Origin of the sequence: Novosphingobium sp. KA1 (assembly GCF_017309955.1) — a bacterium.
GTDB lineage: Bacteria > Pseudomonadota > Alphaproteobacteria > Sphingomonadales > Sphingomonadaceae > Novosphingobium.
This window is the reverse complement of record NZ_CP021247.1, coordinates 1,921,071-1,941,691: the sequence shown is the minus strand read 5'-3', so window position 1 is coordinate 1,941,691 and position 20,621 is coordinate 1,921,071. Positions and strand designations below refer to the sequence as shown.

Below are 20,621 nucleotides of genomic sequence, written 5' to 3'. Positions count from 1 at the left end.
AGCCAAGCGATGACCCAGGACACCGTGATCACCACCGGCGCGCTCGAATACCGCGATGCCCTGCCGGAAACCGGCGGCGCGCTGCTGGGGCTCGACCTCGGCACCCAGACCATCGGCACCGCGTTCTGCGATCCCGGCTGGCGCTTCGCCTCGCCCGGCAAGACGATCAAGCGCGGCAAGTTCGGCGCCGACAAGGCCCTGCTCGAGGAACTGATCCGCGAACGGTCGATCAAGGGCATCGTCATCGGCCTGCCGCTCAACATGGACGGCTCTTCGGGCCCCCGCGCGCAGTCGAGCCGGGCCTACGCCCGCAATCTTGCCGTGCTCGGCCTGCCGATCCTGCTGTGGGACGAGCGCTGGTCGACCAGCGGCGCCGAACGCGGGCTGATCGAACAGGACATGAGCCGCGCCAAGCGCGCAACCCGCATCGATTCCGCCGCCGCCGCCGTAATCCTCCAGGGCGCGATCGACGCGCTGGCCGGAGGCATGTTCTAGGCGGCCTGGACACATTGCGTATTACCACGGTTGCCCGGCAAGCTGCGCCAGCAAGGCGCGAAGCCGCAGGAAGAGCGGGCCTCTTTCAAGGCGGAGCAACGCCTGCCCCTTAGCTGGCCACATCCAGAGCGGCCCGCCTCCGGCCGGCAACCCCCGCAACCAACCGGCTGCCGCATTGCTCCGCCGCCCGCCAGACTGCGTCACGCGCGGCGTCATCACCTGCCTGCGCGGCAAGCGCCTGCCAGGCGACCAGCCGCATCCGCTCGCTGCCATGGTGCCTGCCGAAATGCGCCGCGAGCGCCTCTGCCCCCTCGGCCCCGAGGCCGAGGGCTATGCGCAACAGGCTTTCGCTCGGCCCATGGCCGTTCAGGCCTGTGACGTGCCCGCACACGCCGCCACCCTGTCGCTCCCTGACCAGCGCGAAATCGTGCCGGCTGCGCCAGCTCTGCTCGGGATGGGTGTGCTCAAGATCGATGGACAGCGACAGAGCCTCGGGCGGATGGCGTAGCTGCACGTCGCGCTGGCTGCGATAGTGCAGCAGCCGCCCCTGCTCCAGCAATCCGCGGCCGACAAAACGCAGCGCCACACGCTCGCCCGGATAGCCTGCCGGTACGGTCTCCTCGTATTCGTAGTCCTCGCCGAGATAACCAGGCCCGAAATAGCCCAGGGTAAGGACATCCCCGGCAAAGTCGTGCGCCTGCCCGTATCCGCAGGCCGCCGCGCCGCTGCGCTGGAACAGGCGGTCCTGCGCCGGGAGCCAGACCCGGGCGCGGATCAGGAAATGGCCGGGACCGGGAGGAACCAGCATGATCGTGCGCGACCCGCTGCCGGCCAGGGCATCCGCCCCTTCGGGAGCAGGAGTGAGGCCATCCAGCATGTCTATCAGCATATCGCCGAGGAACTGCCGGTCATTGCCCAGCCGCTGGAGCCAACTGGCCGCGTGGGCGAGGCTTTCCTCCTCGTGCGGATCGAAACCCCAGGTAGCCAGCGCCTCCGCGCATTCGGCCAGCGTTGCCGAGGCGGGATCTCGGCGCGTCATCACCCGCGCCACTGCGCCACCCTTTCGAGTTCGGGCCATTCGCCCAGCAACTGGCCATGGAGACGCCGCGCAGGCACCGAAAGCGCATCGTCATCGCTGGAGGCCAGCGCGCCCAGCAGCACCATCCCGGCCCGCGTATCAAGCCCGAGCGCAGCCTTCAGGGCGGCCCAGCGCAGCGCCTTCGGCCCGTTCCCCCCGGCGATGCGCGACAAGGCCGGTATCGCATCGCGCCGTTCCATCGCGGTGATGGCCGCCATCGCCAGTTCGAGGCGGCTCTGCTCGGCACATGCCGCAGTGCGCCGAACCGTGCCGCCGTCACCGACCGCCCGGACCTGCACCGGCTCATCGCGGACAAGCGCCCGCTGCAACCGCAGCGCAACAAGCGCACCCTGCACGTGAACCGCCTCGCGTAGGCCGCAGTGCGGCACGACCATGCCGGCCGTGAGCACCAGCGGCTCGGACAAGATGCCGCCGCCAGCACCTTGCGCCCGCCGGACGATCCGCTCCGCCCGCGCGCTGCCGCGCAGGACCCTCAGCCAGCTTTCGACCGGCGCGAACTCGGCCGCACGCAACATGCCAGCCCCAGATTCAGGGCCAGAGTCAGGTCCAAAGTCAGGCCCGGTATCGCCGTCCCACACCGCCAGCGCCAGACTGGCACGTCCGGAGGAAGCCAGAACAAGCGAGCCGGCAGCGGCTGCATGGCTGTGACGCAGCGGCACTTGCGCCAGCGGCCAGACCGCAAGCCCGGCGACCAACGCCTGTACCAGATCGCCAACCGCCGCGTCGAAATCGGTGCCTTTGCCCCCCGGCGTTTCCCGGAACGCCAAGGACAGCGCAGGCAGCGCTTCAAGCGCATGCCCGTCGCCGAAACGGCACAGATCCTCCAGCAACAGGGCTACGGCGGGCGCGCCGCGCCAGTGCGAAAGCAGCACGGACACGTGCTGCTGCCCCTCGTTCCAGAGATCGTCGCCCGCGCCCGCTCCGAACGCGGTCATTCCGGGCATTCGCGGGTCACTGCGCCCGTCGGTGCGGGCGGACCATGCCATGGATCAGCCCCTCGTATGAAGCTCGTACAGACAGGCGAGGAGATGCGCCCGGTCGTCGTCGATCAATTGCGGGCCCGACAAGTCATCCTGCGCACCGAACAGGGCCGTGGCAAGATCAAGCTCAGGGATCCGGGCCAAGTCGATCTGCGGAAGAGACGAAGATAGCACTTCATTATGCTGCAAGATGTCCCCCTTCAGCCGATTCTCCCGGCCGTTGTTGGTCAAAGGTGCCGCACACCCACTGAATTTGTGAGTTAATTCCTTGAAATTGTAAACCGCAAATGGAATGAAATATATTACGCTACTGCAGGCGAACAAATCGCCGACAAAATAATCACCAAATGGCCGCGTAAATCCAGTCAGATGCCGCGAAATTCAGCAGGTCCGCGAAGAACAACCGTAAGTCCCGCCGCAGTCTTGGCCGCGGCACTCCCGTCCTCCGGCGCCGGAGCGCGAGCCGCATCAGCCCTGGCCCGGTCCAGTATCGCCGCAGCGACTTCGGGATCATGCCAGACCACATCCGCCTCGCCCAGCCAGCGCGCCTCGCGCAGGGTGAGATCATCGGGATCCTGGCTGCGCAGACGAATGGTCACGCACGCCCCCTGCCGCACTGCCGCTTCCTCCGACAGCCAGCCCTCGACCGCATCTGCGCTGCCCGCCGCCAGCGGGTCGAGCACGCCCCCTGCTCGCAAGGCCTCATCCAGCACCCGGCGACGCTGCGCGGCATCGGGAAACCGGGCCCGCAAGCGCCCGCGCCCGGCATGAAGCGCGCGCGCCAGATGACCGAGCGAGGGCGGCAGAATGGCCTCGAGCCTCAAGCGGACATGCTTGGCAAGCCCCGCCGAGGCACCGCCGGTGCCAATCGCGACCAGCAAGGGCGATCGGTCGAGCACCGAGGGCACCGTAAAATCGCACAAGGCGGGCCGATCCGTGGCATTGACCAGCAGTCCCGCCGCACGGGCCCGCGACGCATCGGCCTCGGCGCGGGCATCCTCCTCGTGGGCGATGAAGGCAAGGCGGGCGCCGGCGGCGATCCCGCTCTCCAGTTCGGCAAAGACCACGGCCCCGGCCCGCTCGACCAGCCGGCGCTTGGCCTCGGCGCCCTCCCCCTCGCCCAAGACAACGACGGGGCGGGCGGAGAGGCGGTGAAACAGGGGCAGGCTGTCGATCATGACCGGACCCTATCGCACCGCCGTGCGCTTGTCGAAACAGTCCCTTACTTCAGCCACTCCGGCACGGTTTCGGCGGCAAGGATCGTCGCGGGCTCGATACGCTCGGCCACGACCGCCCACTTGTCGCCATCGACCATCACCTCGGGCACCAGCGCGCGGCTGTTGTAGGTGTTGGCCATCGTCGCACCATAGGCCCCGGCGGTACGGAACACCGCGAGGTCACCGGCAGCGACTTCGTCGATCTCGCGGCCCATCGCGAACGTGTCGGAGCTTTCGCAGATCGGGCCAACGATGTTCGCCGTGAAGGTCCGGCCATTGGGCTTCACCGCCAGGAAATCATGCCAGGCATCGTACATGGCGGGGCGGGCGAGGTCGTTCATGGCGGCATCGACCACCACAAAGGGGTTCGCCGTGCCCTGCTTGACGCGCACGACTTCCGTGACCAGCACACCGGAATTGCCGGTGATGACACGGCCCGGCTCGAACATCAGGGTGACGCCCCAGTCCCTGGCGACCGAGGCCACCACGGCGCCGTAGTCCTCCGGGGTGGGCAGCGCATCGCCCGCCTTGTAGGGCACGCCGAGACCGCCGCCGAGGTCCATGTGGGTGACCTTGTGGCCGCCCGCGCGGATCTCTTCCATCAGCACGCCCATCTTGAGGAAAGCCTGGCGCGAGGGTTCGAGGTCGGAAATCTGGCTGCCGATGTGGACGGCAAGGCCGCGCATGTCGAGGCCCGGCAGCGCCGAAAGGCGGGCGTAGATACCGGCGGCGCGGTCGTAGGAGACGCCGAACTTGTTCTCGGCCTTGCCGGTCGAGATCTTGGCGTGGGTGCGTGCGTCGACATCCGGGTTCACGCGGAGCGCACAGGAGGCGACAAGGCCCAGTTCGGCGGCGATCGCGGCCAGCTCGACGCCCTCTTCCTCGCTCTCGAGGTTGAACTGGCCGATCCCCGCCTTGACCGCCGCGGTCAGTTCGCGGCGGGTCTTGCCGACGCCCGAGAACACCACGTCCGCCGCCGGGATACCGGCGGCCAGCGCGCGGTTCATCTCACCTTCGGACACGACGTCGGCGCCGTAGCCCTCGCTTGCCAGCAGGCGCAGCACCGCAAGGTTGGGGTTGGACTTGACCGCAAAGGCGATGTGCACGCTGGGCAGCGCCGACAGCGCCTCGCGGAACACCCGGGCATGGCGGCTCAGCGTCGCGCGCGAATAGACGTAGACGGGCGTGCCGACTTCGCGGGCGATTTCGGCCAGCGGCACGTTCTCGGCGAAAAGCTCGCCGTTGTTCAGGTCAAAATGGTCCATGGGGTTCTCGGGCTCAGAGGGTCATTCAGGCGGGGGAAGATCGTAGGGATCGTCCTCGCGCGCTTCCGATCGGGTGCGCAATTCGACGCTGCGTTCCGGAATGGCCAGCGTCGGCGGGGAGAGCAGTTCCATCGGTTTGGGCTGCACGCCCCGGCCATAAGGGGCCGGAGGCAACTGCTCGCCCTGTTTGACCGCCAGCGACGCGCGCTGCCCGCAACCCGCGAGCGCAGCGGCGAGAACCGGTATCAGGATCAGGGCGGCAGTCTTGCGCATCAAGCTCACTCCAGACCGAGCGCAAGCCGGGCTTCGGCCACGCGCAGGCGTACCTGATCGGGCGCGGTGCCGCCGTGCGACTTGCGCGCGGCAACCGAAGCCTCGACCGAGAGCGCCTTGAATACGCGCTCGTCGATGCGGCTGTCGATGGCCTTGAGGTCTTCAAGCGGCAATTGATCGAGCGCGACGCCGCGCTGTTCGGCCAGCTTGACCGCTGAACCGGTGATGTGGTGCGCTTCGCGGAAGGGAATGTTGCCCTCGCGCACCAGCCAGTCGGCAAGGTCGGTGGCGGTGGCGAAGCCCAGTTCGGCGGCACCGCGCATCCGGTCGGTGCGGAAGCGGGTTTCGGCGACCATGCCGGTCATCGCCGCGATGGACAGCGCCAGCAGCCCGGCGGCCTCGAAGACCGGCGGCTTGTCGTCCTGCATGTCCTTCGAATAGGCGAGCGGCAGGCCCTTCATGGTGATCATCAGGCTGGTCAGGCAGCCGACGATGCGGCCCGAGTGGCCGCGCACCAGTTCGGCCGCGTCGGGGTTCTTCTTCTGCGGCATGATCGAGCTGCCGGTCGACAGCGAATCGGGCAGCGCCACGAAGCCGAAGGGCTGGCTGGCCCAGATGATGAATTCCTCGGCGAGGCGCGAGAGGTGCAGCGAGCACTGGCTGGCCGCCATCAGGTAATCGAGCGCGAAGTCGCGGTCCGACACCGAATCGAGGCTGTTGTCGGTCGGTCCGTCGAAGCCGAGCGCCTCGGCGGTCATGAAGCGGTCGATCGGGAAGCCGGTGCCAGCCAGCGCCGCGGCGCCCAGCGGCGACTTGTTCATGCGCCGCCGTGCATCGGCAAAGCGCGAACGGTCGCGGCCGATCATCTCGTAATAGGCCATCAGGTGATGGCCGAGCGTCACCGGCTGCGCGGTCTGCAGGTGGGTGAAGCCGGGCATGATCGAATCGGCATGTTCGCCGGCGCGGGTGACAAGCGCCTTCTGCAGCGCCTCCAGCCCGGCATCGGCCTGATCCATGGCATCACGCACCCAGAGGCGGAAATCGGTGGCCACCTGGTCGTTGCGCGAACGTGCCGTGTGCAGGCGGCCCGCCGCCGGACCGATCAGTTCGGCAAGGCGGCCCTCGGTGGTCATGTGGATGTCCTCGAGGTCCCAGTTCTCGGGCACGCCATTGGCTTCGTACTCGGCGGCGACCGTATCGAGGCCGTCGCGGATCGAGGCCGCATCGGCCTCGCTCACCACGCCGCAGGTCGCCAGCATCGCGACGTGCGCCTTGCTGGCCGCGATGTCCTGCCGCCACAGTGCCTTGTCGAAGGGGATCGAGGCATTTATCTCGCGCATGATTGCCGACGGTCCTTCCGCGAACCGTCCGCCCCACATCTGGTTGGAGCCTGCCCCCTTGCTGTCGTCCACTTCGCTCAAGTCGCTTGTCCTGTGTTCACTGGCGGGGGCATCGGCCCTCATGATCGCGGGCTGCGATAGGCAAAGCGGCGCCGACAGTAAAGGAGGGGACACGCAGCCCCAGGCGACCGGATCCGCAGCAGCGGCCCCCAAGCCCGCCGACAAGCTGGACCGTTCGCACAAGGGCGAGCCGATCCCCGACGTCACCCTGGTCGACAATACCGGCGAAAGCCTCAGCCTGCCCTCGCTCAAGGGCAAGCCGCTGCTGGTGAACCTCTGGGCGACCTGGTGCGCGCCCTGCATCGCCGAGATGCCGACGCTGAACGAACTCGCCGCCGATCCCGATTCGCCGGTGCAGGTGCTGCCGATCTCGGAAGACACCGCCGACATGGGCAAGGTCGTCGAGATCCTCCATCGCCGCAAGCTCGACCATATCGAGGCCTGGCAGGACGAGCACGGGGACCTCGGCTTCCAGTACGGCGGCAACCTGCCGGTGACGATCCTGTTCGACAGCCAGGGCAAGGAAGTCTGGCGCTTTTCGGGCGGCAACGACTGGACCAGCGCCGAGGCGAAGAAGCTGATCGCCGAGGCCAGGTAGTGCGTCTTATGCAGCGGTCCTCCGGAACCATCCGGATGGCCGCTGGCGCAGCAGGCTTCAGGCGCGGTGGGGGCCGAACAGGATCACCCCGGTCCCGACAAGGCATAGCGCCACGCCGCCAATATCCCACCGATCAGGCCGAACGCCTTCCGCCAGCCACAGCCACAGCAGCGCGAACGTGATATAGATGCCGCCGTATGCGGCGTAGGCACGTCCAGCCTGTGAACTGTCCACCAGAGTCAGTAGCCAGGCGAACAGCACCAGCGAACCGCATCCCGGAACCAGCCACCAGGGCGATTTCTCCATGCGGAGCCCTGCCCAGAACGAGAAGCACCCGGCAATTTCCGCGAGTGCTGCAGCGATGTATATGAGAATCGATTGCATCTTGATGTCGTAGCCCGCCGAGGAACCCGCGTCAGCCTTCGCGCCCGCCTCGACAAGGGCCCTGCGGCGGCACCGGATCGATCATCCGGCTCCGCACGCGTGCTTGGGACGCTCCGAATCAATAGGCTTCCGGGCCCCCCGTACCCATGAACCTTGCCAGGTTCATGTGCAGGCTCGCCACCGAGCGTTCCATGTAGGGATTGGGCTGCGCGCCCCGGAAACCGACGTTTTTCATGCCCTGCTGGACTGCCGCCATGTTGGCGAAGTCCTGCTGGAGCACCGGCGGCCAATCGGCAGGCGCGGTGTATTCCCATTCCGTCTCCGGCGCTTCGCCCTCGGGCCAGAGTTCGTAGACGGCGGCCTCGAAGATGCACTTGTCAGGGTCACTGCCATAGGGCCGCGCCTGGTAGCAGAGCATGTTGTTGACCGCGTGGCCGATCTGGAAGTTCGGGAAGATCTGCCAGGCGGTGCCCGCCTGCGCCGTATGCTGCGGGTCCACCGTCGGCCAGATCACGCCGCGCTCGGCGTCTTCCTTGCGCGCGGTGCCGATCCAGTAGGCAGAGACCTCTGCGGCCGGAGTGCCTTCAGGCAGTTCGTCCTTCAGGCGATTGGCCACTTCCACCAGCTTGCGGGTCGTGTTGGTATTGGCGTTGGCCCAGGTGAAGTTCTGCATTTCCGCAGTGGTCAGACGCGGATCCTCGCCGGCGCCGAGGCGCAGCTTGCCGGAGTCCTCTTCCTGTCCCTTGGGCGCGTCGTAGCCGATGTTGGAATGGAGCCCCTGGTTGCGCGCCCAGCCGCGAAACTGGCCGAATTCCATAAATTCCGGGTGCGTGGTGGAGACGTGATAAGTCTCGCAGAAGGCCTCCATCGCGACCTTCCAGTTGCATTCGAACACCACCCATTTGCGCCAGCGCGGGCGCATGTTCTGCAGGCCGTAGGGATCGAGCATGCCCGCCGCCGGGTGCAGATAGTCGGCCAGCGGCATCGCATCGGGGGCGAGATTGATCCAGATCCACCCGCCCCAGGTATCGACTTGAACGACACCTAAGTCGGCCCTGCCGGCACAGAGACGCCCCTGCCAGTCCTCCTGGTGCTCCAGATAAGTGTTCGCGCCGTCGAGCCCGAAGGTCCAGCCGTGATAGCCGCAGATGAAGCTTCGGCGATGCCCGCGCGCATTGCGTTTTCCGGGCGGGGTATCGACCAGCTTGCGGCCGCGATGCGGGCAGACGTTGTGGAAGGCGTGGATTTCGGTTTCGGAGGCGCGGACCACGATCACCGAATCGTCGACGATGTCGAACGTGAGAAAATCGCCGACCTCGGGAATATCCTCGAGCCGCCCGGCCTGAAGCCAGACCTTGCGCCACAGCTTGTCCCGCTCGGCCCTGGCGTAGTCCGGCGAGATATAGGCCTCGGCCGGGACACGCAGCGGCACGGTCAGGTCCTCGGCCGACTGCACGATCCTGCCTTCTTCACCCATCGCTCTTTTCCCAATTCCGTACCGATCCGATTTGCGGCCGTTATCCCATTATTCGCACGCCAGACCAATCGCCGGGGCGTATTTGCGGTCTCCGCGCGGCAGGGTGCCGATGGCGATGCTGCTGGCGCCCATCGCGGCGATGGCAAGGTAGAGGAACATCGCGTAGCTGCCGGTCCGGTCATGGATCAGCGCCGCCACCAGCGGGCCCAGCGCCGTGCCGATCGAGAGCGCCGCCAGCACGCCGCCGTAGAGCCCGCCGAAGTTCCTGAGGCCGAAGTGCCGGGTGATCAGGTAGACCACCACGTCGATCTCCGCCCCCAGCGTCAGCCCGACCAGCCCGGAGGCGAGCACGAGCGCCACAAACGACGTGCCCGATCCCAGCAGCAGCAGGCAGCCGATCACCGGCAGCAGGAACACCGCCGCGCCCACCAGCGAGGCGGGGAAACGGTCCAGCAGCACGCCCGTCCCCAATCGCCCGGCCAGCGAGAACCAGCCGACAAACGAGGCGATCGCCGCCGCCGTCATCGCATCCGCGCCCCGGTCGCCGAGGATCGAGACGAAGTGCACGACCAGGGCGATGATCGTGAAGGTGAACAGCAGGCTGGCCACGAACAGGCGGTGGTAGACGCTGGAGCGCAACCCTTCGCCCAGCGAGGCGCCGGGAAGATCACGCCGGGCAGGCCCCGGATCGCCATGCCTGCCGCGATCGTGTGCACCGCGGAAGAACAGGAAAATCACCGGCGCCGCGACCAGGAACCACAGCCCGCCGTGCACCGCAAAGGCCAGGCGCCAGCCGAAAGTCCTGATCGCCCATGTCCCCAGGATCGGGAACAGCCCCGCCGCGATCGAGGCGCCGCAGAGCGTCACCGCCAGCGCCAGCCCGCGCGAAAGCGCGAAGCGCGAGGCCACCGCGCTGGTCCAGACCGAGGCCTGCACCGGCAGCGAGACCAGCGCGACAAGGCCCCAGAGCAGATACCACTGCGACAGGCTGCCCCCCACCGTGCCGAGCAGCGCGAAGGCCAGGGTGAGCAGCGCCATGCCGACCACGCCGAAACGGCGCGGGCCGAAGCGGTCGACCGCAAGGCCGATGAAGATGCCGCCCACGGCCTGCACCAATGTGGCGATGGTCAGCCCGAAGGTCACTTCGGTGCGGCTCCACCCCATCGCTTCGGCCACCGGGCCGATGTAGGGCCCGATGCCGTAGATATGGATCACGCTGGTCGCGTAGCCGAGACCGGCCGCCACCGGCACCAGCCCGAACCGGCGCCACTCGTCTCGCGCTGTTGGCGAGGCCGTCACGTCAGTCACCATAGGAAAGCCCGACCCGCGTCGCCTCGCCATTCGGGCCCATCGGCGAATCGTGCTCGATGCAGGTGCAGACCGGATTGGCGTGGCTGGCGAACAGCTTTTCCTCGTCCGCCCTGGTCATCGGCAGGCGCGCGGGATCGCTGATGATCGCCTGCGAGCGTTCGAAATCCTCGCGGCTGTTCCACCAGATCTCCATCACGCAGTCGTAGCCGGGATCGTGGACTTCGCCGGTGACCGGGTTCTTCTCCGGCACCAGATAGCGCCGCACATAGCGCACCGCGCCGGGGATCGCCGGCGCCGCGCCCATCTTCCTGGCAAGCTGCGCGTGCTGGTTCTCGTAGTAGTCCATGAACGCGTCCATGGTCATGTCCGGCCGCTTGCGGAAAAAGCAGAGCTGCTTGAGCATGATTATCCTCCCTTGACGATCCGGCGCAGCCGGATCGAAGCGGCACCGGCCCGCTCCCCCACCCGACCTCCCACGAGTCCATCCTGATGGGAGGTCGGGTGGGGGAGCGGGCCGGTGCCGCAATTCTTCACGAAGACGTGCTCCTGAGTGCGAGCACGGAGCCTTCGAGATCGCCGCAGATCCACACGGTGCCGTCCGGCCCGACATCGAGCCCGGTCATGTTGCCCATCGGCCCGCACATATGGCCCACGCCGCCGAGCGGCCTGGGATCGGTGCCTTCCGGCGGCCCGACCGGCAGCCCCTGCGCGATCACTTCGCGCCCGCCGCCCGAAAGGTCCGACTGCACCACCTCACGGCGCTTCACATCGAGCACGGTGATCCGGCCATCCCGGATCGCCAGCCCCTCGGGCCGCACGAGATCCTCGATCACCGCTTCCGCGCGGCCGCCGACCAGCCTGACCACCCGGCCCGCGCCGCTTTCCGCGACATGGACGGTGCCGTCCCCGGCCACCGCCACGCCCTTGGGACGGTCGAGCCCGCAGGCCAGTTCCTCCACCTTGCCGCCCGCAACCGAATGGACCTTGCCGGTGCCATATTCGGCAAAGACCACCGCGCCCGAGGGGGCCATGGCCACGCCCATCAACTGGTCGAACCCGCTGGCCAGCACTTCCATCGAGGGGCCGGCGGGATGGAACTTCGCGACTTCGCCATTGGCGGTCGTCACGATCATCTCGCCCGCCCCCGCCGCGACCACGCCGCGCGAATATCCGGGGAAGTTCGGGCTGAACAGCATGCCTTCCAGCTTCACCGCCTCGCCCGGGCGCAGCGAGAAGACGAAGCCGCCGTCGGCGATCCACAGCACGCCGTCCGCGCCCATCGAGACATCGAGCGGCCATTGCAGGCCCTTCTCGATCAGCGGCTTCACCAGACCGCCCGCCGCCTTGGGCGTGGTGATCTCGTGGATGGAACCCAGAATGTGCGAGATGAACAGCCGCTCGCCCACGAAAGTGCAGTTGTCCAGCCCGGCGCCGATGTCGGCCAGCACCGTCCTGGCGCCGGTGCGCGGGTCGATGCGCAGCACCTGGCCGCTGGCGACCTGGGTGGAGACGATCATGCCCTCGGCATCGAACTTCACCGAATCGGGCACGCCGAGATCGCCGCAGACGACTTCGGGTTCGCCGCTGCCGTCCATATTGACGCGCCAGATCGCATTGGCCCCCATCACCGGCATGTAGAGCTTGCCGTCCGGGCCCACCTCGAAGGCGTTGGGCATCGGCACATTGTCCGCGATCACCCGCGGCGCGCCGCCGTTGCGATCGAGTTCGAGCACGCGCGCGCCCATTTCGCAGCCGCCCGCGATCAGGCGGCCCTGCGAATAGGTGATCGGGTTGGCGACGGGCAGGTCGCCGCAGACGACCGCGCTGGTGCCGTCCGGGCGCAGCACCGAAACGCGGCCTTCGGTGATCTCGGTGGCATAGAGGTTGCCCGCCTCGTCGAAGGCGAGATCGTCAGGCGCGGTGATGCCACCGCCCATCGGGCTGATCACTTCGACCGCGCCGGTGCCGGGATCGACCGCGCTGATCTGGCTGCCGCCGACTTGCGCGACATAGATGCGCCCATCGGCCCCGGTGCGCAGCCCGTTGGCGCCGTAAAGGCGCGTCGGCGGCGTCATGCGGTGCAGTGTCCAGCCTTCGGCGGGACGGGCGGAAACGGCGCCGTGGTTGCGTCCTGCGGGTGCGAGCATCGTCGGGAATGTCCTCTCGTCCGGCGCTCTTGCGGCCGTTCTTTTCGCCTGGAGCCTATCCAGCGTGTCCGGCCCAGGCAACGCGGCGCCCCGGCCGGGAGGCCTTCGGATGCGCACTATCGCCCCGGCGACGTTGGCACGGCTTTGTTCGATTGCCCCGCCCTCTCCCGTGCGCATATTCGATCGTCAGACGGAAAACAGACCGCCCGGCCAGGCGCGGGCAACCGGAGAGAGATCCATGGAAGAGATGCGCTTTGCCCCTTTGCGCTTTGACGGCCGCGTGGCGGTCATCACCGGGGCCGGACGCGGGCTTGGCCGGGCCTATGCGCTGCTGCTGGCCGCGCGCGGGGCCAGAGTGGTGGTCAACGATCTGGGCGGCGCGATCCGAGGCGATCTCGATGCGCCGGGCGCGGATGTCAGCGTGGCGCAGCAGGTGGCCGACGAGATCGTGTCGGCCGGCGGCGAGGCGATCGCCAACACCGATTCGGTCGCCACCCCCGAAGGCGGCAAGGCCATCGTCCAGGCCGCGCTCGACCAGTGGGGCCGGATCGACGTGCTGGTCCACAATGCCGGCAACGTGCGCTACGGATCGATCCGCGAGCTTTCCGGCGGCGACCTCCACGCCGTTCTCGACGTGCATCTGCTGGGCGCGTTCCATGTGGTGCAGGCCGCGTTCGGGCCGATGTGCGATGCCGGATACGGGCGCATCGTGCTGACCAGTTCGGTCGGCGGGCTCTACGGCAACGCGCGCTGCGTCAACTACGGCATGTCGAAGTCGGCCATGCTGGGCCTCAGCAATATCGCCGCGCTGGAGGGCGAGGCGCACGACGTGAAGTGCAACGTGATCGTGCCCGGCGCGGTGACGCGTATGGCCGAGGGGCTGGACATCTCGCAGTACCCGCCGATGGAGCCCGAACTGGTGGCCCCGGTGGTCGGCTGGCTGGCGCACGAAGATTGCCCGGTGACCGGCGAGATGATCGCCTCGATGGCGGGCCGGGTGGCGCGGATGTTCGTGGCGGAAACCGAGGGCGTCTACCGGCCGCACTGGACCATCGAGGATGTCGCGGCGGCTTCGGAAGAGTTCCACGACAAGGCGAAGCTGCACGATTTCGGCCTGCACGGGCATGTCGATCACATCGGTTATTCGTTCAAAATGGCGACCGCCGGTGTCGAGGCCTGATGCCGCGCCCAGCCATCACTAATGAACAACACTGTTGACAACTAACGGGCCGATACGCCAGATTCAGCGGTAACGGGCGACCGGAGCAGAGTCGCCGCCAGGAGGATGCCCAGTCGATGGAAATGACCTGCCTCAAGACCGATGTGCCTGCCCCCGAAGAACTCGATATCCCGGCGCTGAAGGCCCGGTATCGTCAGGAGCGCGACAAGCGCATGCGGCGTGAGGGCGGCGAGCAGTACGTGCGGCCGACCGACGACTTTTCGGACAACTACGCCCACGACCCCTTCACCCCGGTGGCCGAGCGCGAGCCGCTGGTCGAGGATATCGACGTCGCCATCCTTGGCGCCGGGTTCTCGGGCATCCTCGCGGGCTATCACCTGCGTGAGGCGGGCGTCACCAACGTGCGCAACATCGACCATGCCGGCGGCTTCGGCGGCGTCTGGTACTGGAACCGCTATCCCGGCGTGCAGTGCGACAACGATGCCTACTGCTACCTGCCGCTGCTCGAAGAAACCGGCTTCATGCCCAGCAAGAAGTTCTCGGACGGCTGGGAAATCCAGCAGTACTGCCAGGACATGGCCGAGCGGTTCGAGCTTGCCGACAAGGCGCTGTTCCACACGCTGGTCACCGGTATCCGCTGGGACGAGGGGCTGAAGCGCTGGCACGTGACCACCAATCGCGGCGACGACATCCGCGCCCGCTTCGTGGTGATGGCCGGCGGCGTGATGAACATGCCCAAGCTGCCCGGCATTCCCGGCATTCACGACTTCAAGGGCAAGATGTTCCACACCAGCCGCTGGGAGCATGACTATACCGGCGGATCGTGGGAACGGCCGGAGCTGGAAAAGCTGCGCGACAAGCGTGTCGCCATCGTCGGCACCGGGGCGACCGCGGTCCAGGCGGTGCCCTATCTCGCCAAATATGCCAAGCACCTCTACGTGCTGCAGCGCACCCCGTCGAACATCGACGAGCGGCCCAATCCGCCGACCGATGCCGCATGGGCGGCCTCGCTCCAGCCGGGCTGGCAGCAGGAGCGCATGGCGAACTTCCACCGCGCCGCGCAAGCCTTCTTCCTGCCCGGCGAACCGGACCTCATCTGCGACATCTGGACCGAGATCAGCCGCAACCTCGCCATCGAACTTTCCGAGGAAGGCTGGCCCGCGCTCGATCCGCTGGCATTCATGGACCGGCGCGAAGTGGTGGACTTCCAGGTGATGGAACGCCTGCGCCGCCGCGTGGACGCGATCGTCGAGGACAAGGACACGGCAGAGAAGCTGAAGCCTTGGTTCCGCTTCATGTGCAAGCGGCCGCTATCCAACAACGAATACTACCCCGCCTTCAACCAGCCCAATGTCACGCTGGTCGACGTTTCGGCGACGCAGGGCGTGGAACGGATGACCGAGAAGGGCTTCATCGCCGACGGCGTGGAGCACGAGGTCGACCTGATGATCTTCGCCTCGGGCTTCGAGGTGACCAGCGACCTCAAGCGCCGCTGGGGCATCGATACGGTGGAAGGGCGCGGCGGCACGTCGATCTACGACCACTGGCCGGACGGCGCGAGCACGTTCCACGGCGTCATCACCGACGAGTTCCCGGCGATGTTCTACATGGGCTACATCCAGGGCGCGACGAACTCCTCCACCACCGAGCAGTTCGGGCGGCAGGCGGAGCACATCGCCTTCATGGTGGGCGAGACGCTGCGCCGGGGCGCCAGCACGATCTCCGCCACGAAGCAGGGTGTCGAAAGCTACTGCGCGCACTGCCGCGAGAACGAGGTCGACATGTCCGGCTTCCAGAACGAGTGCACGCCCAGCTACTTCAACAACGAGGGCGAGAAGAACCCCAAGTGGGCCCTCTTCCGCGGCTATCTGGCCGGCTGGGACGCCTTCCGCCAGATGCTGGCCGACTGGCGCGCCAGCAAGGACCTGGCCGGGGTGACGTTCGAAGCCTGATCCCGGCGCAGGACCGGACGGGGCCTCATGCCCCGCACCGGCTGGTCCCTACGGCGGGCAGCAGGGGATCCGGTCCGGCCGGATCACCTGCCCCCAAAGCGAAACGAAGGGGGCTGCACGCGCCGTCAGAATTCGGACCAATCGTCCTGCGCCGCGGCCACCGCCGTATTGCCCACCGAGATCCGCGGCGCGGGAGTGGAAGGCGATGGGGCGGAGTACGAGGGCGCCGATACCGCCGGGCGCGGCATGGCCAGGACCGGGGCGGATGACGGCGCAGATGATGGCGCATAGGCCGACGCGGAGGGCGCCGAGGAGGCCCGCATCGATGCGGAGCGCGATGCGCCGCCCATCGTGAACCTGCCGACCAGTGTCCCCATGCGCACCGCCTCTTCGGCAAGGCTGCGCGAGGCGGCGGTGGACTGCTCCACCAGCGCCGCGTTCTGCTGCGTGCTGGTGTCCATTTGCGCCACCACCGTGTTGACCTGCTGGATGGCCGCGGCCTGATCGCCGGCGGAGACCGCGATGGCATCGATCATGCTGGCGAGCGTGCCGGTGCGGCTGACGATCTGCTCCAGCGCGCCCTTGGTCCGGGTCATCATCTCCACGCCGTTGGCGACATCGGCGCCGCTGCCCTTGATGATCCCGGCGATTTCCTTGGCCGCACCGGCCGAGCGTTCCGCCAGCGAGCGCACTTCGGTGGCGACCACCGCAAAGCCCTTGCCCGCATCACCCGCGCGCGCCGCCTCGACCCCGGCGTTGAGCGCCAGCAGGTTGGTCTGGAAGGCGATCCCGTCGATCAGCGAGACGATCTCCTCCATCTGGCGGCTGGACCGCTGGATTTCCTCGATCGCGGCAACCGCCCGCAGCATGACTTCGCCGCCTTCGATGGCTTCGCGCTCGGTCAGCTGGGCGTTCTGGCGGGCATCGCCGGCGATCTTGGCGGTCTCGGTGATGGCATCGCTGATCGAGCGCACCGACGCTGCCGATTCTTCCAGCGCGGCGGCCTGCGAGGAAGTCCGGTCGGCGAGGTCGCTGGCCGCGCTGGCAATTTCGGAAGACCCCACCCGCACGCTTTCCGACGCCCCGGAAACCTCGCCCATGACATCGCCCAGCGACCCGACGGCATCGTTGAAGTCGACCCGCAGCCGTTCGTATTCCGGCGGGAAGGCCTGCTGGATGGCACAGTCGAGCCGCCCCGCCTTCAACTGGTCCAGCCCCTTGCCCAGCGCGGCGACGACCTGGCGCTGCACGGCGGCCTGTTCCTCGGCGGCAGCGCTGGTGCGGGCCTCCACGCCGTGTTTGATCGCCTGCAGGGCATTGGCGATCTGACCGATCTCGTCGCTCTGGTCGCGCCCGGGCACAACGCGGTCGAGATCGCCGCCGGCCATGTCCTGCATCGCATCGGTGAGCGCCGAGAGCGGCCCGGTCAGGCGATTGCGCAGGACCAGCAGCACGAAGAGCAGCGCCGCGCCGATGGCCACAAGCAGCGCCACCACCCAGGAATTGGACATGGCGACGTCGGCCTTGCCTTCGCGTCCCAGGTTCTCGCTGATATCGAGATTGAACCGGACCTCTTGCGCCAGAGCGGCTTCCAGACGTTCCCCGCAAGGGCGCACCTTCTGGCTGTAGAGCACCGTTGCCTGCGCCGTCTCCATGTTGATCGACAGGCGCCGCACCGGCACGGCATTGGCCTTCCAGTCGCTCCACGCCTTGCGAAGGGTCTCGTACAAGGCACGCTCCTTCGCATCGGAAACCAGCTTGTCGTAACTGGCGATCGCCCCATCGGCATCGGTCAGCGCCTTGTCGAGCCTTGCGTCGATGCGTTCGGTGCCCTCGCGGGTCGGCTCGAGAATGTGCTGTGCCAGCGTGATCCGCGCCAGCGTTGTCCGCGCTCTGATCTCGTTGAGCGCCGCCAGACTGGGCACGGTATTGTCCGCCGCATACGTGATCCGATCCCCCAGCGAGGAGATGAACTTCAGCGCTGTGAACCCACAGGCCAGCGCCGCCAGCGCGATCAGCGTGGTGGCGGCCATGGTGACCGTACGAATACGCAGATTTCCGAGAATGAGCATCGCACACCCTTGCATATGGTTCCGGGGCCGTTGGTGCCGGAGCCGCTGGTTCCGGGGCCGAGCGACCAGAGGTGGCACACGGCCCTTCCGCGCAGGATTTAGCAGGCACAAGCAAACGCTTGCCGCCCGGCGACATAGGAAGAGTTCCCGATATTCGATTAGGAGATCGTGAAGCGCGCACAGTGAAGCGGGCACAGTGAAGCGGGCTTGGTGAGGCGTGCGACGGGGAGCCCGCGCGGCAATCCGCGCCAGGCAGGCCAAGCGGGGCGGCAGCGCGCGGACCTGCGCCCCCCTGCTGCCCCCGCCTGCGGCTCAGTTGCCCTTGGGCGGCGATCCTGCGGCCGGTGCCTGCTCGCCCAGCCGCTGGCCATTGATCTGCAGGCCCTTCTGGTCGAGCTTGAGTTCCAGCGGAACCCCGTTGATCTGGCCGTTGACCGTCGCCGCGTCGTTCTCGACCTTGACGTTGCCCACGCTGACATCGGGCGCTGCCCCGCTCGGCAAGGCCGTCGGCAGGACATCGGGGATATCGCCGATGTCGGGCACGTCGAGCGGTTCGATCGGCCCGCTCGGGTTCGGGCGCGGCCTTGCAGGCGGTGCCGCGGCCCCGCCCTCCCGCAGCGCCTGGCGCATGAAGTCGCGCCAGATCCTGGCGGGGATCGAGCCGCCGGACACGCCCTTCAGCGGCGTGTTGTCGTCATTGCCGACCCAGACGCCCACCACAAAGTCGCCCGCGTACCCCACGAACAGCGCGTCGCGGTTCTCCTGGCTGGTGCCGGTCTTGCCGAAGTTGGCCGCGCGCAGCCGGGCGCCGCGCCCGGTGCCCTTGTTGACGACGGCGCGCAGCAGCGTCTCGATATCCTCATGCTCGCCGTCGGACATCGAGTGGCGACCGTCCAGCAGCCAGTCGAACCAGCCGGCTTCCGGCACCGGGAAGGCACGCGGCTCGACCGGGAAGCGGTTGGCGGCAACCCCGGCATAAGCGGCGGTCAGTTCCATCAGCGACATCGTCGAGGTGCCCAGCGCGAGGCTGGGATCGCCCTGCGGCATCGGCGACGTCACGCCGAGCCGGTGCGCCATGTCGATCACCGCGGTATCGCCCACTTTCTGGAACAGGCGCACGGCGGCGACATTGCTGGACCGCGCGAAGGCGTCTTCCAGCGTGATCGTCTGCGAATAGGTCCCGCCGGCGTTCTGCGGGCGGTAGTACCCCGTCTCGATCGGCGTGTTCGCGATCGTGTCCTTGGGCTTCCAGCCCTTGTCGAGCGCGGCGAGGTAGACAAACAGCTTGAAGGTCGACCCCGGCTGGCGGCGAGCCTGGGTCACCCGGTTGAACGGCGAGGCGGCATAGTCCCGCCCGCCGACCATGGCGACGACTTCGCCGTTGCGCCGCATCGCCACCAGCGCGACCTGGGCCGCGCCGATCCCCGAATTCTCGATCGCCCGGCGCGCGGCGGCCTGAAGCCGCGAATCGAGCGTGGTGCGATAGGTCTGCGGCGCGTAGCTCGCCTCGTCGATCATGCGTGCCTGCGGCAGCGCCCAGTCGGCAAAATAGGTGCCGGTGGGCAGTTCGTTCTGCACCCGCACGTCGAGCCGGGGCGGGCGGATCGCCCGCGCCTGGGCAGGGGTCAGGAAGTTCGCCTCGACCATCGACTGGACGACCAGCTTCATGCGCTCGGCCGCGCCTTCGTAATTGGTCGTGGGCGCGAGGCGCGAGGGCGCCTTCATCAGCCCGGCCAGCATCGCCGCCTGCGCGGGCGTCAGGTTTTCCGGCTTGCGGTGGAAATAGTGCAGCGCCGCGGCGCGCAGGCCGTAGCAATTGTCGCCAAAATAGGCGTTGGACAGATAACGTTCGAGAATCTGGTCCTTGGTCAGCCAGGCCTCCAGCCAGAACGCGATCAGCACCTCGCGCGCCTTGCGCGTCAGGCTGCGTTCCGCGCTGAGGAAGGTGAACTTCGCCAGCTGCTGGGTGATCGTGCTGCCACCCTGGGTGCTGCCGCCGGAAACGTTGCTCCACATCGCCCGGGCAATACCGCGCGGATCGATGCCCCAGTGCGAATAGAAACGGCGGTCCTCGATGGCGATGAAGGCCTGCGGCACATGGATCGGCAGCGTCTTGATCTCGACCGGCGCATCGACGATCGCCCCGTTGCGCGCGATCGGCGTGCCGTCCGCGGCCAGCAGGGTGATCTGCGGCGGCGAGATCGGCTGGAGCGATTTCGACAGCGGTGCGGTCACCGCCAGCCAGGCGATCAGCAGGAAAAAGGCCAGCAGCAGCGCGGCGATCCCGCGCGTGATCCACCACAGGCGCGTGCGGCGCTTGGGCTGCGGCGCCCGCGAATCGGGAGCGGCGCCGGAAACAGGCTGATCGGGCAGGCCTTCCGGGGCCGTGGCGGCGGAAGGCAGGGTCTGAAGGTTATCCATCGTCTGGCCCCGCTATACTTCCTGGCGCCCGCCCCGAAAAGCACCGACCGCACCAACGACCGTCCTGCCCCGTCGAGCGCCTTGCAAGCGGGCACCTCTGTCCAGCGCCGCCGCCCTCTGCGGCGCCCAATCGGCGGCCATGACCCTCCCGGCGAAATGGCGGGTTTTCACGCTGTTTCGCCATCATCGGCCGACATCCGGCGGATCCCCGGTTGACGCCTGCCAAAAATCCCGTATTGGCGCTGCTTCCGGCACGCCGGGGCGGTTAGCTCAGTTGGTAGAGCATCTCGTTTACACCGAGAGGGTCGGGGGTTCGAGCCCCTCACCGCCCACCATTACTAAAACGCTGA

General features: G+C 67.7%; 18 protein-coding genes and 1 tRNA gene. 5 read left to right on the top strand and 14 right to left on the bottom strand.

Translation table 11 applies throughout. The features are described from left to right. Positions 1-9 precede the first annotated feature (9 nt). On the top strand, positions 10-495 hold the full coding sequence (ruvX, locus tag CA833_RS09445) for a Holliday junction resolvase RuvX (protein ID WP_207077836.1): 486 nt from the start codon (positions 10-12) through the stop codon (positions 493-495). 109 nt (positions 496-604) lie between these two features. On the opposite strand, the gene CA833_RS09440 is transcribed toward ruvX, so the two are convergent. From CA833_RS09440 to argH, 7 genes are all read right to left on the bottom strand, one after another. Then, on the bottom strand, positions 605-1,534 hold the full coding sequence (locus CA833_RS09440) for a transposase (protein ID WP_242526019.1): 930 nt from the start codon (positions 1,532-1,534) through the stop codon (positions 605-607). Then, positions 1,534-2,580: a hypothetical protein gene (locus CA833_RS09435; protein WP_207077835.1), complete on the bottom strand. Its 1,047-nt coding sequence runs from the start codon at positions 2,578-2,580 to the stop codon at positions 1,534-1,536. Before CA833_RS09435 ends, CA833_RS09440 begins: the two co-directional genes overlap by 1 nt. A gap of 3 nt (positions 2,581-2,583) precedes the next feature. Further along, positions 2,584-2,805, bottom strand: a complete 222-nt coding sequence (locus tag CA833_RS09430; protein WP_207077834.1) for a hypothetical protein — start codon at positions 2,803-2,805, stop codon at positions 2,584-2,586. Positions 2,806-2,939: 134 nt separating this feature from the next. After that, on the bottom strand, positions 2,940-3,752 hold the full coding sequence (locus tag CA833_RS09425) for a bifunctional precorrin-2 dehydrogenase/sirohydrochlorin ferrochelatase (protein ID WP_207077833.1): 813 nt from the start codon (positions 3,750-3,752) through the stop codon (positions 2,940-2,942). Between the two features lie 44 nt (positions 3,753-3,796). Further along, positions 3,797-5,056, bottom strand: coding sequence for a diaminopimelate decarboxylase (lysA, locus tag CA833_RS09420; RefSeq protein WP_207077832.1), 1,260 nt, complete (start codon positions 5,054-5,056; stop codon positions 3,797-3,799). Positions 5,057-5,077: 21 nt separating this feature from the next. Then, a complete protein-coding gene (locus CA833_RS09415) occupies positions 5,078-5,329 on the bottom strand; it encodes a hypothetical protein (protein ID WP_207077831.1) in 252 nt (83 codons plus the stop codon). A 5-nt stretch (positions 5,330-5,334) separates the two neighbouring features. Beyond that, the gene (argH, locus tag CA833_RS09410; RefSeq protein ID WP_207080036.1) at positions 5,335-6,708 is read right to left on the bottom strand and encodes an argininosuccinate lyase; all 1,374 of its coding nucleotides are present in this window, start codon (positions 6,706-6,708) and stop codon (positions 5,335-5,337) included. Between the two features lie 19 nt (positions 6,709-6,727). Between argH and CA833_RS09405 the strand changes: the two genes are divergently transcribed. Then, positions 6,728-7,327 carry a TlpA disulfide reductase family protein gene (locus CA833_RS09405; protein WP_142635753.1) on the top strand — a complete coding sequence of 200 codons (600 nt, stop codon included), beginning with the start codon at positions 6,728-6,730 and terminating at the stop codon, positions 7,325-7,327. A gap of 57 nt (positions 7,328-7,384) precedes the next feature. On the opposite strand, the gene CA833_RS09400 is transcribed toward CA833_RS09405, so the two are convergent. From CA833_RS09400 to CA833_RS09380, 5 genes are all read right to left on the bottom strand, one after another. Beyond that, positions 7,385-7,711, bottom strand: coding sequence for a YnfA family protein (locus CA833_RS09400; RefSeq protein ID WP_207077830.1), 327 nt, complete (start codon positions 7,709-7,711; stop codon positions 7,385-7,387). Positions 7,712-7,829: 118 nt separating this feature from the next. Further along, entirely contained in the window at positions 7,830-9,188 is a 1,359-nt protein-coding gene (locus CA833_RS09395) for an SRPBCC family protein (RefSeq protein WP_207077829.1), read from the bottom strand. A gap of 48 nt (positions 9,189-9,236) precedes the next feature. Beyond that, complete coding sequence (locus CA833_RS09390) at positions 9,237-10,499, bottom strand: MFS transporter (protein ID WP_142635757.1); 1,263 nt, start codon at positions 10,497-10,499, stop codon at positions 9,237-9,239. Next, positions 10,489-10,902, bottom strand: a complete 414-nt coding sequence (locus CA833_RS09385) for an EthD domain-containing protein (RefSeq protein ID WP_207077828.1) — start codon at positions 10,900-10,902, stop codon at positions 10,489-10,491. The genes CA833_RS09390 and CA833_RS09385 overlap by 11 nt, the downstream gene beginning before the upstream one ends. A 127-nt stretch (positions 10,903-11,029) precedes the next feature. Further along, the gene (locus CA833_RS09380) at positions 11,030-12,646 is read right to left on the bottom strand and encodes an SMP-30/gluconolactonase/LRE family protein (RefSeq protein WP_207077827.1); all 1,617 of its coding nucleotides are present in this window, start codon (positions 12,644-12,646) and stop codon (positions 11,030-11,032) included. Positions 12,647-12,884: 238 nt separating this feature from the next. On the opposite strand from CA833_RS09380, the gene CA833_RS09375 reads away from it, so the two are divergent. Both CA833_RS09375 and CA833_RS09370 read left to right on the top strand, forming a co-directional pair. Further along, positions 12,885-13,826: an SDR family NAD(P)-dependent oxidoreductase gene (locus CA833_RS09375; protein ID WP_242526018.1), complete on the top strand. Its 942-nt coding sequence runs from the start codon at positions 12,885-12,887 to the stop codon at positions 13,824-13,826. 116 nt (positions 13,827-13,942) lie between these two features. After that, the gene (locus CA833_RS09370) at positions 13,943-15,778 is read left to right on the top strand and encodes an NAD(P)/FAD-dependent oxidoreductase (RefSeq protein ID WP_242526017.1); all 1,836 of its coding nucleotides are present in this window, start codon (positions 13,943-13,945) and stop codon (positions 15,776-15,778) included. 125 nt (positions 15,779-15,903) lie between these two features. Here CA833_RS09370 and CA833_RS09365 read toward each other — a convergent pair whose 3' ends face one another. Together CA833_RS09365 and CA833_RS09360 are read right to left on the bottom strand one after the other, a co-directional pair. After that, positions 15,904-17,850, bottom strand: a complete 1,947-nt coding sequence (locus CA833_RS09365; RefSeq protein WP_207077826.1) for a methyl-accepting chemotaxis protein — start codon at positions 17,848-17,850, stop codon at positions 15,904-15,906. A gap of 312 nt (positions 17,851-18,162) precedes the next feature. Next, a complete protein-coding gene (locus CA833_RS09360) occupies positions 18,163-20,271 on the bottom strand; it encodes a transglycosylase domain-containing protein (RefSeq protein WP_207077825.1) in 2,109 nt (702 codons plus the stop codon). A gap of 259 nt (positions 20,272-20,530) precedes the next feature. On the opposite strand from CA833_RS09360, the gene CA833_RS09355 reads away from it, so the two are divergent. After that, positions 20,531-20,606: transfer RNA gene (locus CA833_RS09355), tRNA-Val, on the top strand. Positions 20,607-20,621: the final 15 nt, after the last annotated feature.

Coding starts and splice junctions, on each gene's coding strand:
- CA833_RS09380 (WP_207077827.1), bottom strand. CDS start 12,646: ATGCTCGCACCCGCAGGACGCAACCACGGCGCCGTTTCCGCCCGTCCC.
- CA833_RS09370 (WP_242526017.1), top strand. CDS start 13,943: ATGGAAATGACCTGCCTCAAGACCGATGTGCCTGCCCCCGAAGAACTC.
- CA833_RS09375 (WP_242526018.1), top strand. CDS start 12,885: ATGGAAGAGATGCGCTTTGCCCCTTTGCGCTTTGACGGCCGCGTGGCG.
- CA833_RS09415 (WP_207077831.1), bottom strand. CDS start 5,329: ATGCGCAAGACTGCCGCCCTGATCCTGATACCGGTTCTCGCCGCTGCG.
- argH (WP_207080036.1), bottom strand. CDS start 6,708: ATGTGGGGCGGACGGTTCGCGGAAGGACCGTCGGCAATCATGCGCGAG.
- CA833_RS09395 (WP_207077829.1), bottom strand. CDS start 9,188: ATGGGTGAAGAAGGCAGGATCGTGCAGTCGGCCGAGGACCTGACCGTG.
- CA833_RS09425 (WP_207077833.1), bottom strand. CDS start 3,752: ATGATCGACAGCCTGCCCCTGTTTCACCGCCTCTCCGCCCGCCCCGTC.
- CA833_RS09385 (WP_207077828.1), bottom strand. CDS start 10,902: ATGCTCAAGCAGCTCTGCTTTTTCCGCAAGCGGCCGGACATGACCATG.
- CA833_RS09400 (WP_207077830.1), bottom strand. CDS start 7,711: ATGCAATCGATTCTCATATACATCGCTGCAGCACTCGCGGAAATTGCC.
- CA833_RS09390 (WP_142635757.1), bottom strand. CDS start 10,499: ATGGTGACTGACGTGACGGCCTCGCCAACAGCGCGAGACGAGTGGCGC.
- CA833_RS09440 (WP_242526019.1), bottom strand. CDS start 1,534: ATGACGCGCCGAGATCCCGCCTCGGCAACGCTGGCCGAATGCGCGGAG.
- ruvX (WP_207077836.1), top strand. CDS start 10: ATGACCCAGGACACCGTGATCACCACCGGCGCGCTCGAATACCGCGAT.
- lysA (WP_207077832.1), bottom strand. CDS start 5,056: ATGGACCATTTTGACCTGAACAACGGCGAGCTTTTCGCCGAGAACGTG.
- CA833_RS09365 (WP_207077826.1), bottom strand. CDS start 17,850: ATGCTCATTCTCGGAAATCTGCGTATTCGTACGGTCACCATGGCCGCC.
- CA833_RS09360 (WP_207077825.1), bottom strand. CDS start 20,271: ATGGATAACCTTCAGACCCTGCCTTCCGCCGCCACGGCCCCGGAAGGC.
- CA833_RS09435 (WP_207077835.1), bottom strand. CDS start 2,580: ATGGCATGGTCCGCCCGCACCGACGGGCGCAGTGACCCGCGAATGCCC.